The organism is Serratia sp. AS12 (genome assembly GCF_000214195.1).
In the GTDB taxonomy this organism is placed as follows: Bacteria; Pseudomonadota; Gammaproteobacteria; order Enterobacterales; family Enterobacteriaceae; genus Serratia; species Serratia plymuthica.
In genome coordinates this window covers 1-15,717 of sequence record NC_015566.1, presented here as the reverse complement: position 1 = coordinate 15,717, position 15,717 = coordinate 1, and the positions used below count along the sequence as shown (strand labels likewise).

Here is a 15,717-nt window from a genome sequence, read left to right as displayed (position 1 = left end):
CAATCTGCTGGAAAACAACCACCGGGTGAAGTTTATCCCCGGTGGTTGTTTTATGAACCGCATTGCGCCGAAAATTATCTGGCGGTATGGTGGGCGATTACCTGCTAAAAACAATACTGCTGCACCTATGACTTTTTCACTTTTCGGCGACAAATTTACCCGTTACGCGGGCATTACCCGTTTAATGGATGACCTGAACGAAGGCCTGCGCACGCCCGGTGCCATCATGCTCGGCGGCGGCAATCCGGCGCAAATTCCAGAGATGGAAAGTTACTTCAAACAGCTGTGTCAGGACATGCTCGACCAGGGCAAACTGACCGAGGCGCTGTGTAACTACGATGGCCCGCAGGGCAAAGACGCCCTGCTGAAAGCACTGGCTACTTTGCTGCGCGACGAACTGGGCTGGCAGATTTCACCACAGAATATTGCACTGACAAACGGCAGCCAGAGCGCGTTTTTCTACTTGTTTAACCTGTTTGCCGGGCGTTATGCCGACGGCAGCCGTCGCCGCGTGCTGTTCCCGCTGGCGCCGGAATATATCGGCTATGCCGACGCCGGGCTGGACGAGGGTCTGTTCGTGTCGGCCAAGCCCAATATCGAGCTGCTGCCGGAAGGCCAGTTCAAATATCACGTTGATTTCGAACACCTGCACATTGGCGACGACATCGGCATGATCTGCGTGTCGCGCCCGACCAACCCAACCGGTAACGTGATCACCGACGAAGAGCTGATGAAGCTCGATTTGCTGGCGCAGCAACGCAATATTCCGCTGGTGATCGATAACGCTTACGGCGTGCCGTTCCCCGGAATTATCTTCAGCGAAGCGACGCCGCTGTGGAACCCGAATATCATCCTGTGCATGAGCTTGTCCAAGCTCGGGTTGCCCGGCTCACGCTGCGGCATCGTGGTTGCCGATGAGAAAGTCATCAGCGCCCTGACCAACATGAACGGCATCATCAGCCTGTCACCGGGCAGCATGGGACCGGCGATGGCCGCGGAAATGATCGAACGCGGCGATCTGCTGCGCCTGTCGAACGAGGTGATCCGCCCGTTCTACAAACAGCGCGTTGAACACACCATCGAGATAATCCGCCGCTATCTGTCGCCAGAGCGTTGCCTGATCCACAAACCGGAAGGGGCGATTTTCCTTTGGCTGTGGTTCAAGGATCTGCCGATCACCACCGAGCTGCTGTATCAGCGCCTGAAAAAACGCGGCGTACTGATGGTGCCGGGCCACTACTTCTTCCCGGGGCTGGAGCATGAATGGCCGCATACTCACCAGTGCATGCGGATGAACTACGTGCCGGATCCGGAGAAAATCGAGCGCGGCGTGGCGATTTTGGCGGAAGAGATCGAACGCGCGCATCAGGAAGCGGGCTAACGCCTGAGCCGGGGCGCAGTTAGCAGGCAGGTAACAGCAGCGCCCCGGCTCGCTACATCGCCCAAAACAGCACCGCCAGCAACTGCGGAGACATGATGCGCAGGAACATCGCCAGAGGGTAAACCGTGGCGTAAGACAGCGCGGCAGCACCGCTGGTCGGGTGCAGGCCGTTGGCGAAGGCCAGCGCCGGCGGATCGGTCATCGAACCTGCCAGCATGCCGGACAGCGTCAGATAATTCATCTTGCCCACTGCCCGCGCCAGCACACCCACGCTGAACAACGGGATGGCGGTAATCAATGCGCCGTAGCCAATCCACGCCAGCCCTTCGCCATGCATCAGGGTATCGACAAAGTTCCCCCCCGATTTCAGCCCCACCACCGCCAGAAACAGCACAATGCCCAACTCGCGCAACGCCAGGTTGGCGCTCGGCGGCATAAACCAGTACAGCTTGCCAATGCTGCCGATACGCCCGAGGATCAATGCCGCCACCAGCGGCCCGCCGGCCAGCCCAAGGCGCAATGCCGCCGGGAAACCCGGTACAAACAGCGGGACAGAACCCAGCAACACCCCCAGCCCGATGCCGATAAATACCGGCAGCATCTGCACCTGTTGCAATTTCTGCTGAGCGTTGCCGACGATGGCCGCGACCGCTTCAATCGATTCCGGCCGGCCAACCAGGTTGAGAATATCGCCAAATTGCAGCGTAACGTTGCTGCCGGCCACCAGTTCAACCCCGGAACGGTTCAGGCGTGAGATCACCACGTCATATTTTTTCTTCAGGTTGAGATCGCGGATTTTGCTGCCCAGCACCTTCTCATTGGTCACCACCGCCCTCACCACCTGTAACGCCGTGCCACTCGTTGACAACGAAACGTCCACCTCTTCGCCAATCACCAGCCGGGCATTTTCCAGGCTCTCGCGCTTTCCTACCAGATGCAGATAGTCACCCAACTCCAGCCTCTCGAGCGGTGCGGGTACCATCAGCAGCTCGCCGCGTTTCAGCCGTGAGCAGACGATCTCCTCCCCGTTCAGCAGCGGCACATTTTTTATCGCCATCCCCTGCAGATTGGGATTACGCACCGCCACGTTCATGGTGTGCAGCAGTTCGTGGTGATTGCCCAGGCTGTTTTCAAACGCCTGCGCTTCCTTATCGATATTGATGCGAAAGAACAGGCGGATCAGCCACATCACCAGCAGGATGCCGCAGATACCGAACGGATAGGCCATGGCGTAGCCCATCCCCATGCGATCGACCAGCGCCGGATCTGACCCCAGATCGGTAAGAATTTGCTGCCCAGCACCGAGTGCGGGGGTATTGGTGACCGCGCCGGAGAACACGCCGAGAATGATCGGCAGCGGCACGGCAAACAGCTTGTGAACCGCCGCCGCCACCACGCCGCCAACCAGCACCAGTAAAATGGCGAAACCGTTGAGCCGCAGCCCGGACACCCGCAGGGAAGAGAAGAAACCTGGGCCCACCTGAATGCCAATGGTGTAAACGAACAGGATCAGCCCGAATTCCTGAATGAAATGCAGCATGTCGCCGTTAAGACTGATTTGCCAGCTCTGGGCGAAATGCCCCACGATAATGCCGCCGAACAGGACCCCGCCAATGCCCAGCCCGACGCCATACACCTTCCAGTTACCCATCCACAGCCCGAGAACGGCCACCAACGCCAACATGCTGACGGTCAGGGCGATATCGCTCATAGGTCACATCCTTGCCAGAAGTTTAACAACCGGTTTGCGGTTAAAAGCACACAATTAATAGGGATTCTGGCATAAGCGGGACGGGGGGAATGTGGGTTACGCCACAGAATGCAACGGGGGAAACCCGTTTGGACTTCCCCCGTGTTATTACCGATTTTTTTCAGTCGGTTACTGAGCTTCTAACCCCGGCGTGGTGCCGATGGCAATACGTTGCGGTTGCAAGGCATCCGGCACCTGACGCACCAGATCGATGTGCAACAGGCCATTTTCAAACTGCGCCTCAGAAACCTGCAGGTGCTCGGCCAGCGTGAAGGTCAGAGTAAACTCTTTGCACACCAGCCCCTGATGCAGATATTCCACCTGTTTTTCCGGCGGCGTCGGCTTACCGCTCACGGTCAGGCGTGGCCCTTCCACTTCAATATTCAGTTCGCTTTGTTTGAACCCGGCCAGTGCCAGAGAAATGCGGTAGTGGTTGTCGTCGCTTTTCTCGATGTTGTACGGCGGGAAGCCCTGGGGTTCCTGGCCGCCCATTGAGCTGGCCAACTTGTCGAAACCAATCCACTGACGCAGCAAAGGTGACAGATCGTAATTACGCATAATGTAAAACTCCTTCTATGAAGCGAGATGTTACCCGTTGTCTTTCAAGCTACAGCGTCGTTCTCGGCTATGTGGCCCGTTCAAATCTGCTCCCGGCAAATTTGTCACCCCAGCCACTGACCTTAGTAAGCGCCGTGGGATGAATGAGCGGGTCGCCTGGCTGTCACTTAAAATTCATAGGGTAAATTAAGCTATGCCCCCTGACGGCGGGCAAGTTAACATTTAACACCAGCGAGACGTTTCGCTGATGAAATAAAAATTATTTAATTTCAATCCGGCGCGGTTTTAATGTTTCCGGTACGATGCGTTCCATGTCGATATACAACAACCCATTTTCCAGCTTCGCGCCTTTAATTTGGATATGCTCGGCCAGCTGGAATTTACGCTCGAAGTTACGCTCGGCAATACCTTGATATAAGTAGGTTCTTTCAGCAGGTTCGTTATTATGGGCGCCACGTACAATCAGAAGATTGTCTTGGGTGGTGATCTCCAGTTCCTGCTCGGCAAACCCGGCCACGGCGATCGCAATGCGATAATGGTTTTCATCCACCAGCTCAACGTTATAAGGTGGGTAGCCGCCATTCCCCTGGCTTTGCCCAGCCTCCAGCGCGTTAAACAAGCGGTCAAAACCAATGGCGGAACGGTATAACGGGGAAAGGTCAAAATTGCGCATAAAACAGCCTCCTAAGGCACTTCAGCGAGGTTTAATAATTAAGCCTTCCACTATGGACCGGCTAATAATAAGAATTCCCTTACGGCAAATTCTTAATTTTGTTCTGATAAGAAAATGGGGGTTGATTGCCTCATTTCAACCGGCGGCGATCAAAAAAATGACAATCAGTTCGGCGAAAGTTTTTTTATCCCTTACAATAAAGTGAGAGAGCCGCCACAGAGCGAGACCTTGCTCCTTTTAAAACATCGACAAGATGTTATAGATCAGCAAATTTTAGGGAACAGCACCCTGCAGGATGGAATAATGAAAACGATAAAAGTGATAGCAACCAGTTGCATGCTGCTGGCGACAAACGGCTGCTCCAGCGTCATGAGCCACACCGGCCCGAATCAGGGCTACTATCCGGGTACCCGCGCTAGCGTGGGCATGCTGAAGGACGACAACACCAGTTGGGCGATGATGCCACTGGTGGCGCTGGATCTGCCCTTCTCAGCCGTGATGGACACCGTGCTGCTGCCTTACGACTATATGCGCTCCGGCAGTGACGACACCACAGACTCACCGAGAGCACGTATCCTGCGCGGCGAAGAGCAGAACCTGGCGGCCAGCGGCGATCCCAGCCATGCAGCCAGCGTAGCCGCACATTAAAAGACTCTGATGCGGGCTGCCCGGCCCGCATCCTGATCACACCGCAGCCACAAAAATCTGGCTGAAACCCTCAACCTCGCGCATAAACGCCACTTGGTTACCGTCCGGCGAAAAGACAATCGCATCGCCCGACGGTGGCTGCGCGGTGCGTTTCGTCAGGCGCTGCATGCGGCCGCTGGGCACCTCGCACAGCATCAGGCTGTTATCGCACACCAGCGCGATTCGCCCGCCCTGCGGGTGCCAACTGAACGCAGACTGGATCCCATGCTCACCCCGGGTAATTTGGCGCGGCTCACCGCCGTTCGGCGAAACCGTCCACAGCTGCACTACGCCCTCGTCATCTTTCATCAGAAAGGCAATCATGCTGCCATCAGGCGAACTGCGCAGCCAGTGGCGCGGTGCGGTGACAACACCGGGATAACGACGCCCGCCGGTAAATGTCAGGCGACGTTGGCGCACGCCCAAAGGGGGAGCGGGTAAATGGGTCGAGGTACCCTGCAGTGGCCGGGAACCGGCTTTAGCGTAATCGGCGTCGTCGCGCGGCAGGTCGACAATAAACACTTCCGGCAACTTTTCGCCGGCAGCGGAACGCGTGTCGCCGATAAACGCCAATGCCCAACGCTGTTGACGTCCATCGGGCCGCAGATAGCCACGTTGCCCGACCCAACCCTCTTCGTAGGCACGGTTAATCTGGTCACTGCCCGGCTGCGGCTGCGGCGTCGTTTCGCTGACCAACACGCAGTAATGGCTGCCATCATATTCACGCGGATGCTGCTTGGGCGGATTTACGCCCTGCAACGGCACAGCCACACCTACGTTACGCAGATCCCGTGCCGGGTCCAGCTCGTGCATCACGTGGTCGTTATAGGTAAAACTCAGGCGACTGCCGTCCGGGCTGAACACGTGAACGTGCGTGCCACCGCGCAGCGCCCCGGGGGTATAGGGCGCGGTGATATCCATCGCATCAAGAGTCATGGCCAGTTCGAAATCCGGTTCGCTGACGATCACGCCACGGCGGTGATGAAAATCGTAATGCCAAACGCTGTCCGGATGTTCCGGCCCGTGAATAAAAGCGTAACGGGCCGGCGCGTCCGGGCTAACGGTCACTACGCCCACATGTGCGCCGTGCTGCGCGCGATATACCACCTCGACCTTGCCGCTGTTGGCATTCACCCGTTCAATGCTCAGGCCGGTAAAAGAAGCGCCGTTCGGGCGCACGTCGTAAGCCAGCCACTGGCTGTCTGGCGTCCAGACGTTGATATTGGTTAACTGGTGTCCACGTGGTTCAAAAGTCAGCTGTTTTTCCCGATAGCTCATGGCGGCTCCCCTGCACATGTTGGCACTAAGTCACCATCTTACCGGATTGGGCAAAGGCTTCACATCGCCCATCAAGGTGCTTTCCATCGACGCAGGGGGGTTTACAATAAATACAATAAAGTACAATATGGATTTTAAAGTCCACATTAATGAGCAATACCCATGTGGAAAATCAGATCAACAAGGTCGTCAACCCGATGAAAATAAAAGGAACCGGTATGAGCAGCTTATTCGACGCAATTGTTTCCGCCCATCAGCAGTTGCGTCCTCAAGTACGCGTGACCCCGTTGGAGCACAGCGTGCTGCTGTCGCAGCAACTGGGTTGCGAGCTGTATCTGAAATGCGATCATCTGCAGCCAACCGGTTCATTCAAGTTTCGCGGTGCCAGCAATAAACTGCGGCTGCTGAGTGATGAACAGCGTCAACGCGGGGTGATCGCCGCCTCCAGCGGTAATCACGGCCAGGCGATGGCGCTGGCGGGCAAACTGATGGGCGTCAGTGTGACGGTCTATGCGCCGGAAACCGCCGCCGCGATCAAGCTTGAAACCATCCGCGCTTTGGGCGGTAAAGTCGTGACGGTGCCGGGGGATGCTCTGAAAGCAGAACAGGCGGGCGAGAAAGCGGCGCAGGAACAGGGGAAGGTCTATGTTTCCCCTTATAACGACGAACAAGTGATTGCCGGCCAGGGCACCTGCGGCATGGAGCTGGTCGAACAGCAGCCGGATCTGGATGCGGTGATTGTCGCCGTAGGCGGCGGTGGCTATATTTCAGGTATTGGCACCGTTCTGCAGCAATTGTCGCCGAAAACCCAGCTTATCGCCTGTTGGCCGGAGAATGCCACCAGCATGTACAGCGCACTGGAAGCCGGCCATATTTTCCCGGTAGAGGAGCAGGAGACCTTGTCCGACGGCACCGCCGGCGGCGTGGAGCCTAACGCCATTACCTTCCCACTGTGCCAACGGCTGATCGATCGCAAAATTCTGGTTAGTGAAACGGAAATCAAACGGGCGATGCGCCAGATTGCCGCCAGCGATCGCTGGATTATTGAAGGCGCGGCCGGGGTAGCTCTGGCGGCGGCTATCAAACTGGCGCCGGAATTTCAGGGAAAAAAAGTGGCGGTCGTGCTGTGCGGAAAAAACATCGTGCTGGAGAAATACCTCAAGGCCATCGCCGATGAAAATCATTAACCAGCAGCAGATAATTGACAGTTTCGACGCAGATAGCATCACGTCACTGCTTAAATCTGGATTTATTGCTTACTCGCGCCAACAGGTACAACAGCCGCCGGTACAGCATTTTCTGTTTGAGCAGGCCGCAGGCGACTGCTGTATTAAATCGGCGTGGCTGGAAGGCGATGAACAGTTTGTCGTCAAGGTGTCCGCCGGTTTCTATCGCAACCCGGCGCAAGGGTTGGCCAGCAATCAGGGAGTGCTGATGGCCTTCTCTGCTCTGACCGGTGAACCGCAGGCGCTGCTGCTGGACGAAGGCTGGCTGACCGCGTTACGCACCGCGCTGGCGGGGCGTATTGCCGCCGAGCTGTGCGCCCCGACGGACATCCCGGCGATCGGCATCGTCGGCTGCGGCATGCAAGCCCGGTTGCAACTGCAGCAGCTAAAACCGCTCATCCCATGCCGAGATGTCTGGGTATGGGGCCGCAACGAACCGGCTCTGCAAGCCTTTCGCCAAGATGCCGAAGCCGAGGGCTTTCGGGTGCAGACCACCCAGGATGCGGCAGAGCTGGCGGCGCATTGTCGGCTGATTGTCACCACCACCCCCAGCCGCGAGCCCATTTTGCAGGCGGAGGATATTCAGCCTGGCACCCATATTACGGCGATTGGCGCAGACGCCCACGGCAAGCAGGAGCTGGCGACCGATTTGGTCGCCAAGGCGGACCTGTTGCTGGTTGATGCTTTATCGCAGTGTGCAGACTATGGCGAGATCGCCACCGCTTATCGGCAAGGTTTGCTGACATCGAAGCCGATCGTTGAATTTGGCACTGCTCTGGCGCAGGGGGGAAGGCTGCGCAGCAGCCCACAACAGATCACTATTGCCGATCTTACCGGGCTGGCGATTCAGGACGTACAGATTGTGAAAGGCATTTTAGCGCGGCTCTAACGCGCTTCAGGGGCGCAGAGGCGCCCCTGGGTGCAAAAAACGCCTCAGGCATTCAGCACAAACTTCTCAATGGCGCGCGCCACGCCGTCTTCAGTATTGGCGGTGGTAACGAACTGCGCCACCGCTTTCAGTTCCGGGATGGCGTTGCCCATCGCTACGCCAACGCCGGCGTATTCGATCATCGCGGTATCATTGGCCTGATCGCCCAGCGCCATCACGTTTTCCTGCGCAATGCCGAGATGTTCGGCCAGCATTTTCACCCCGGTGCCCTTATCAACCCGCTTATGCAAAATCTCCAGGAAGTAAGGCGCACTTTTCAGGATGGTGTAACGCTCCCACGCTTCGGCCGGCAGGCGGGCAATCGCGCTGTCGAGCAGCTCCGGCTCATCAATCATCATCACTTTAGGGAAACGCATCTGGCGATCCATTTCTTCCACGCTGCGGTATTTCAATGGAATACCGGTCATGTGGGCTTCATGGATGGTGTATTTGCCGATGTCCTTGTTCGGCGTATACAGGGTATCGAAATCAAACGCTTGATAGTGCACGCCAAACTCGCGCGCCAACCGTTCAACATAGACGTAGTCTTCGAAATCCAGGGTTTCCTGCAAGATACAGGCGCCGTCTGCGGCCTGTAAAACCAGGGCACCGTTATAGGTAATGCAGAAATCACCGCTGCCCTGAATGTCCAATTGACGCAGATAATCCTGCACGCCGACGTAAGGCCGCCCGGTAGCCAGCACCACGTGAACCCCTTTGCGGCGCGCCTCGGTGATGGCCTGCTTCACCGCGGGCGTAATCTGGTGCTGCGGATCAAGCAACGTGCCGTCCATATCAATTGCAATCAGTTCAATAGCCATTCAAGTTTCTCCCAGTGGTTTTTTCCCATGCTAACGTGTTTCAGCCCGTGCTGTCAGCGCCAAAAAAGGCGTAAAAAAATCCGCGCGGGTTGCCCGGCGCGGATTTTTACGGCAAAAGTACGCGTTAGATATCGATATTCGCCGCTTTCAGGGCGTTTTCTTCGATAAAGGCACGGCGTGGCTCAACGGCATCACCCATCAGGGTGGTGAACAGTTGATCGGCAGCGATGGCGTCCTTCACGGTCACGCGCAGCATGCGGCGGCTTTCCGGATCCATGGTGGTTTCCCACAGCTGCTCAGGGTTCATTTCGCCCAAACCTTTATAACGCTGTATCGACAGGCCACGGCGTGACTCTTTCACCAGCCACTCCAGCGCTTGCTCGAAGCTGTCTACCGGCTGACGGCGCTCACCGCGTTCGATGAAGGCATCCTCTTCGATCAGGCCACGCAGTTTTTCGCCCAGCAGGCAGATTTTGCGATATTCGCCGCCGTGGAAGAACTCGAAGTCCAGCGGGTAGTCGGTATCCACGCCGTGGGTACGGATGCGCAGCACCGGCTCAAACATCTGGCGCTCGCGGTTCTCGAAGATCACCGAGTCATAGCTGCTGCCGTGCTGCTCATTATCGTTCAGCAGTTTCACCAGCGACTCAATCCATACCTGGACTTTGCTCTGATCGCTCAGATCGCTTTCATTCAGGGTTGGCTGGTAGATCAGGTTGTTCAGCAGCGCGCGCGGGTAGCGGCGTTCCATACGACCGATCAGCTTCTGCACGCTGTAGTGCTCGGCCACCAGTTTTTCCAGTGGTTCACCGGCAAGCGCCGGCGCGCTGGCGTTGGTGTGCAGGGTTGCGCCGTCCATCGCGATGGCGATCTGATACTGATCCATCGCCTCGTCATCTTTGATGTACTGTTCCTGCTTGCCTTTTTTCACCTTGTACAGCGGCGGCTGGGCAATGAACACGTGGCCGCGTTCAATGATTTCCGGCATCTGGCGGTAGAAGAAGGTCAACAGCAGCGTACGGATGTGCGAACCGTCGACGTCGGCATCGGTCATGATGATGATGCTGTGGTAACGCAGCTTGTCCGGGTTGTATTCGTCACGGCCGATGCCGCAACCCAACGCGGTGATCAGCGTCGCCACTTCCTGCGAAGACAGCATCTTGTCGAAGCGCGCCTTCTCGACGTTGAGGATTTTACCTTTCAGCGGCAAAATCGCCTGGTTCTTACGGTTGCGCCCCTGCTTGGCAGAGCCGCCCGCAGAGTCCCCTTCCACCAGGTAGAGTTCGGACAGCGCAGGGTCACGTTCCTGGCAGTCCGCCAGTTTGCCCGGCAGGCCGGCCAGATCCAACGCGCCTTTACGACGGGTCATTTCACGCGCTTTACGCGCCGCTTCACGGGCACGCGCCGCATCGATGATTTTGCCGACGACGATTTTCGCATCGCCCGGGTTTTCCATCAGATAATCGACCAGCTTCTCGTTCATCAGCGTTTCAACCGCGGTTTTCACCTCGGAAGAAACCAGCTTGTCTTTGGTCTGAGAAGAGAACTTGGGATCCGGCACCTTCACCGAAACCACGGCAATCAGGCCTTCACGCGCATCATCGCCGGTGGCGCTGATTTTAGCCTTTTTGCTGTAGCCTTCTTTATCCATGTAGCTGTTCAGGGTACGGGTCATCGCGGTACGGAAACCGACCAGATGGGTACCGCCATCGCGCTGCGGGATGTTGTTGGTGAAGCAGTAGATGTTTTCCTGGAAACCGTCGTTCCACTGCAGCGCCACTTCCACACCGATGTCGTCTTTCACGGTGGAGAAATAGAACACGTTAGGATGGATTGGGGTTTTGTTTTTGTTCAGGTACTCAACAAACGCCTTGATGCCGCCTTCGTAGTGGAAGTGGTCTTCTTTATCCGTGCGCTTGTCTTTCAGGCGGATAGACACGCCGGAGTTAAGGAAAGACAGCTCGCGCAGGCGCTTGGCCAGAATGTCGTACTCAAATTCAACGTTGTTGGTGAAGGTTTCATAGCTCGGCCAGAAACGCACCGTGGTGCCGGTCTGATCGGTTTCACCGACCACTTTCAGCGGCGCCTGTGGCTCACCCATGGCGTAGGTCTGCTCATGCACCTTGCCTTCACGGCGAATAACCAGTTCCAGTTTCTCGGACAGGGCGTTAACAACGGAGACCCCCACGCCGTGCAGGCCGCCGGATACCTTGTAGGAGTTGTCGTCAAATTTACCGCCGGCATGCAGCACGGTCATGATGACCTGCGCCGCAGAAACCCCTTCCTCTTCGTGAATACCGGTCGGGATACCACGGCCGTCATCCTGTACCGAAACGGAGTTATCGGCATGGATGACCACCTGAATGTCACTACAGTGGCCCGCGAGTGCTTCGTCGATAGCGTTGTCCACAACCTCGAATACCATGTGGTGCAGACCGGTGCCATCATCGGTGTCGCCGATATACATGCCCGGGCGCTTACGCACCGCATCCAGCCCTTTTAATACCTTGATACTTGAGGAGTCATAAGAATTCGACATCAACGTTTCTCGCTCATTTTAGTCCTGTGGTTGAACCTCTATTTTACCCTGTTCCACGCGGAACATCTTGCCCTTTTCACCGGCCATGTCGGTCACTTGTTCAGCGCTTACCGCGCTGACAAAGACCTGGGCCTGGGTGGCTTTCAGGCGATCGGCCAGCAACCGGCGACGGCCGGTGTCCAGCTCGGAGGCAAAATCATCAATCAGATACAGGCAACGCCGCCCGCTCTGCCGGGTGAGAAACTCACCCTGCGCTAAGCGCAACGCGCACATCAGCAGCTTTAGCTGACCGCGCGATAATAAATCCTCTACCGGCGTGCCCTCGGCACGGATGCGGAAGTCCGCCTTATGCGGCCCCACAGCGGTATAGGTTAACGCCCTGTCGCGCTCAAACTGGCGCTCCAGCAGCTCTCCGTAGTCGCTCTCTTTGTCCCAACCGCGCTGGAAAGAGAAACTCAGGGCAAATTCGGGCAAAAACTGCGCGCACGTCGCGGTGATATCCGCGGCAATCGCGTCGCTGTAAGCTGCCCGCCACTCGCTGATACGCTCGGCCAATGGGATCAGTTCCTGATCCCAGGCGCGGATCTGCGCATAGCGACTGACCTGGCGCAGCGCGGCATTACGCTGCTTCAGTAACCGTTTCAGGTTGCTCCAGGCGGTGAAAAAACCGGGTTCGTTATGAAAACAACCCCAGTCCAGGAAGGCGCGCCGAAATTTCGGCCCGCCGTTTAGCAGGGTAAAACCTTCGGGGGTAATCAGCTGCATCGGCAATAACTGCGCCAGCTCAGCCACTTTGTGGCCGTCGCTGCCATCGATGCGTACTTTGCTGTCTCCCTGACGGCTCTTGCTTAATCCAACGGATATTTCACGCTCAGCGCCTTCAATACGGCCGTGCAAAATGAACTCCGGCTGGTCGTGGCGGATCACCCTTCCGGCCTGCAGGCTGCGAAATGCGCGCCCGTGGCCAAGGGTATACACCGCCTCAAGCACGCTGGTTTTCCCACTGCCGTTGGCCCCAACCAGGAAATTGAATCCCGGCGCCAGAGCCAAATCCGCCGCTTCGATATTGCGGAAATCCTTAATCAGTAAACGCGTCAGAGCCATGCTGCAGTTATCTTAATCATCGAACAGCCCAGGGCGTAATCGTCGCAGGCCATTTGCGTACGGCCAGCGCACAGCAACCGGAGCGTACACAGAGTACGTGAGGATTGCGAGCACTGCCCAATCGCAAAGGGGCAAGTAAGATAGCCCGATAATTTCTACAACCGCATCGGCATGACGACGTACGCCGCCGCCTGACTCGCACCGTCTTCGATCTGCACGCTGGAAACCGAGTCGGTCAACAGCAGGCGCACATCTTCACACTTGAGTGCATTCAACACATCCAGCACGTAGCTGACGTTGAAACCAATTTCCATCTCGGTGCCGTCGTAGCTGACATCAAGGATCTCTTCAGCTTCTTCCTGCTCCGGGTTGTTGGCGGTGATCTTAAGCTGGTTCTGGCTCACATACAGGCGCACGCCGCGGAACTTTTCGTTCGACAAAATGGCTGCGCGGGCAAACGCCTGCTTGAGCAAGTCACAGCCGGCTTCCAGCGTTTTGTCCGGATTCTTCGGCAATACGCGGCGATAATCAGGGAAACGGCCGTCAACCAGCTTGGAGGTGAAGATAAAATCACCGACGTGGGCACGAATATTGTTGCTGCCGATCTGCAGTTGCAGCGGCGTATCGCCACCGTCCAGCAGACGCACCAGCTCCATCACCCCTTTACGCGGCACGATCACCGAATGCGAAGGCAGCTGCTGACCGATAGGCATCGAGCACACCGCCAGGCGGTGACCGTCGGTCGCTACGGTACGCAGTTCTTCACCTTCGGTTTCGAACAGCATGCCGTTTAAGTAGTAGCGCACGTCCTGATGGGCCATCGAGAACTGCGTGGCCTCAATCAGGCGCTTTAGCGTCGCCTGCGGCAGAGTAAATTCAACTTCGCTCTGCCAGTCGTCCAGGTTCGGGAAATCTACCGCCGGCAGCGTTGAGAGCGAGAAACGGCTGCGGCCGGAGCGCACCAGCATGCGTTCGCTTTCAAGCGTTACGGCGATCTCTGCCCCTTCCGGCAAACCACGGCAGATATCAAAGAATTTACGCGCGGGGACGGTAGTCGCGCCCGCTTCATGGGGTTGGGACAGGGCAACGCGCGCCACCATCTCCATCTCCAGATCGGTGCCGGTCAGCAGCAGGCAGCCTTCCGTCACCTGCAGCAGCAAGTTACCCAGAATTGGCAATGTTGGGCGGCCGCCCAGCGGGCTGCTCACCTGTTGCAGCGGTTTTAGCAGATGCTCACGTTCAACGATAAATTTCATAGCGCTAGGAAGATAATGTTCTGATTAAATTTGAGAAATCTTCTTTGATGTCGTGACTTTCCTCACGCAGCTGCTCAATCTTCCGGCAGGCGTGCAACACCGTGGTATGGTCGCGGCCACCAAACGCATCGCCGATTTCTGGCAGGCTGTGGTTGGTGAGTTCTTTTGCCAATGCCATCGCCATCTGGCGCGGGCGGGCAACCGAACGCGAACGCCGCTTGGACAGCAAATCCGCGATTTTAATTTTATAGTATTCGGCCACCGTCTTTTGAATATTATCGATGGTGACCAGCTTCTCCTGCAGTGCCAGCAGATCGCGCAGCGCTTCGCGCACGAAATCAATGGTAATGGCACGGCCGGTAAAGTTCGCGTTGGCGATCACGCGGTTCAGCGCCCCTTCGAGCTCACGCACGTTGGAACGCAGGCGCTTGGCAATAAAGAACGCCACTTCGCCCGGCAGACGGATATTGTTCTCGTCGGCCTTTTTCATCAGGATCGCCACTCGGGTTTCCAGCTCCGGCGGCTCGATTGCCACCGTCAGGCCCCAACCGAAACGGGATTTGAGGCGATCTTCCACCCCGTTAATTTCTTTGGGATAGCGATCTGACGTCAGGATAATCTGCTGATTGCCTTCCAACAGGGCGTTAAAGGTATGGAAGAACTCTTCCTGTGAACGCTCTTTGTTGGCAAAAAATTGGATGTCATCGATCAGCAACGCGTCGACCGAACGGTAGTAACGCTTAAATTCTTCAATGGCGTTGTTCTGCAAGGCTTTTACCATGTCCTGCACGAAACGTTCAGAGTGCATATAGACCACTTTGGCGTTGGCCTTGCGCGCCATGATGCCGTTGCCGACCGCGTGCAACAGGTGAGTTTTACCCAACCCGGTACCGCCATACAGAAACAACGGGTTATAGGCACCGCCCGGATTATCCGCCACCTGACGGGCCGCCGCGCGCGCCAGTTGGTTGGATTTACCCTCAACAAAGTTATCAAAGGTGTGCTTTGGGTTAACGTTGGAGCGGTAAGAAAGTTCGGGCTGTGGCGCCGCGTTATCCCAGCTTGGCCGGGAAGGCGCTACGGCGCGCACCACCGGCGCGCTAGGTGCGCTGACGCTGGCAGTGACGGTCTGGCTGATGATTTGGGTAAGCGGTTTGCTGCCGACTTCAAAACGCAGCAAAGGGGCATCCGTACCGCAGAAATCATTCAGCAGACCATTGATATTGTTTAAGTATTTGTCGCGAACCCAATCCAGCACAAAGCGATTGGGCGCATAAAGCGCCAGGGTGTTGTCACTCAGTTCCGCCTGCAATGGGCGTATCCACATACTAAATTCTGTGGCAGGTAACTCATCCTGCAATCGGGCAAGACACTGCTGCCAAAGCGAAAGTGACACGGCGGACTCCACTCGAACAAGATCAATAAAAGAAAAGAATCAGGCTAATTTTTTATAACTCATGATTTTTGACACATGCCCGGCATCGGCTGAACACCAGTGGGGCATGCGAACCGCCTT

Annotated in this window: 13 protein-coding genes; 4 read left to right on the top strand and 9 right to left on the bottom strand. The window is 56.7% G+C overall.

The window, feature by feature from the left end:
- The first annotated feature begins 127 nt into the window (after nucleotides 1–127).
- A complete protein-coding gene (locus tag SERAS12_RS00065) occupies nucleotides 128–1,381 on the top strand; it encodes a valine--pyruvate transaminase (protein ID WP_006322873.1) in 1,254 nt (417 codons plus the stop codon).
- Nucleotides 1,382–1,433: 52 nt separating this feature from the next.
- Here the strand turns inward: SERAS12_RS00065 and SERAS12_RS00060 are convergent, their stop codons facing one another.
- The 3 genes from SERAS12_RS00060 to ibpA all read right to left on the bottom strand — a co-directional run bounded on the left by SERAS12_RS00060 (nucleotide 1,434) and on the right by ibpA (nucleotide 4,362).
- Complete coding sequence (locus tag SERAS12_RS00060) at nucleotides 1,434–3,092, bottom strand: putative transporter (protein ID WP_013810934.1); 1,659 nt, start codon at nucleotides 3,090–3,092, stop codon at nucleotides 1,434–1,436.
- Between the two features lie 168 nt (nucleotides 3,093–3,260).
- The gene (gene ibpB / locus SERAS12_RS00055; RefSeq protein ID WP_013810933.1) at nucleotides 3,261–3,689 is read right to left on the bottom strand and encodes a small heat shock chaperone IbpB; all 429 of its coding nucleotides are present in this window, start codon (nucleotides 3,687–3,689) and stop codon (nucleotides 3,261–3,263) included.
- 259 nt (nucleotides 3,690–3,948) lie between these two features.
- Nucleotides 3,949–4,362, bottom strand: coding sequence for a small heat shock chaperone IbpA (gene ibpA / locus SERAS12_RS00050; RefSeq protein WP_004950577.1), 414 nt, complete (start codon nucleotides 4,360–4,362; stop codon nucleotides 3,949–3,951).
- 303 nt (nucleotides 4,363–4,665) lie between these two features.
- On the opposite strand from ibpA, the gene SERAS12_RS00045 reads away from it, so the two are divergent.
- Complete coding sequence (locus SERAS12_RS00045) at nucleotides 4,666–5,010, top strand: YceK/YidQ family lipoprotein (RefSeq protein ID WP_013810932.1); 345 nt, start codon at nucleotides 4,666–4,668, stop codon at nucleotides 5,008–5,010.
- Nucleotides 5,011–5,046: 36 nt separating this feature from the next.
- On the opposite strand, the gene SERAS12_RS00040 is transcribed toward SERAS12_RS00045, so the two are convergent.
- Nucleotides 5,047–6,327 carry a DUF3748 domain-containing protein gene (locus SERAS12_RS00040; protein WP_013810931.1) on the bottom strand — a complete coding sequence of 427 codons (1,281 nt, stop codon included), beginning with the start codon at nucleotides 6,325–6,327 and terminating at the stop codon, nucleotides 5,047–5,049.
- A gap of 218 nt (nucleotides 6,328–6,545) precedes the next feature.
- Between SERAS12_RS00040 and SERAS12_RS00035 the strand changes: the two genes are divergently transcribed.
- A complete protein-coding gene (locus SERAS12_RS00035) occupies nucleotides 6,546–7,514 on the top strand; it encodes a threonine/serine dehydratase (protein WP_041416517.1) in 969 nt (322 codons plus the stop codon).
- Entirely contained in the window at nucleotides 7,501–8,442 is a 942-nt protein-coding gene (locus SERAS12_RS00030; RefSeq protein WP_013810929.1) for an ornithine cyclodeaminase family protein, read from the top strand. Before SERAS12_RS00035 ends, SERAS12_RS00030 begins: the two co-directional genes overlap by 14 nt.
- A 44-nt stretch (nucleotides 8,443–8,486) precedes the next feature.
- On the opposite strand, the gene yidA is transcribed toward SERAS12_RS00030, so the two are convergent.
- The 5 genes from yidA to dnaA form a co-directional block, all read right to left on the bottom strand.
- Nucleotides 8,487–9,302, bottom strand: a complete 816-nt coding sequence (yidA, locus tag SERAS12_RS00025) for a sugar-phosphatase (RefSeq protein ID WP_013810928.1) — start codon at nucleotides 9,300–9,302, stop codon at nucleotides 8,487–8,489.
- Nucleotides 9,303–9,426: 124 nt separating this feature from the next.
- Nucleotides 9,427–11,841: a DNA topoisomerase (ATP-hydrolyzing) subunit B gene (gyrB, locus tag SERAS12_RS00020; RefSeq protein ID WP_013810927.1), complete on the bottom strand. Its 2,415-nt coding sequence runs from the start codon at nucleotides 11,839–11,841 to the stop codon at nucleotides 9,427–9,429.
- An 18-nt stretch (nucleotides 11,842–11,859) separates the two neighbouring features.
- Nucleotides 11,860–12,945, bottom strand: a complete 1,086-nt coding sequence (gene recF, locus SERAS12_RS00015) for a DNA replication/repair protein RecF (protein WP_006322860.1) — start codon at nucleotides 12,943–12,945, stop codon at nucleotides 11,860–11,862.
- A 155-nt stretch (nucleotides 12,946–13,100) separates the two neighbouring features.
- Nucleotides 13,101–14,201, bottom strand: a complete 1,101-nt coding sequence (dnaN, locus tag SERAS12_RS00010; protein ID WP_013810926.1) for a DNA polymerase III subunit beta — start codon at nucleotides 14,199–14,201, stop codon at nucleotides 13,101–13,103.
- A 4-nt stretch (nucleotides 14,202–14,205) separates the two neighbouring features.
- Entirely contained in the window at nucleotides 14,206–15,597 is a 1,392-nt protein-coding gene (gene dnaA, locus SERAS12_RS00005; protein ID WP_004950554.1) for a chromosomal replication initiator protein DnaA, read from the bottom strand.
- Between the last annotated feature and the right edge of the window lie 120 nt (nucleotides 15,598–15,717).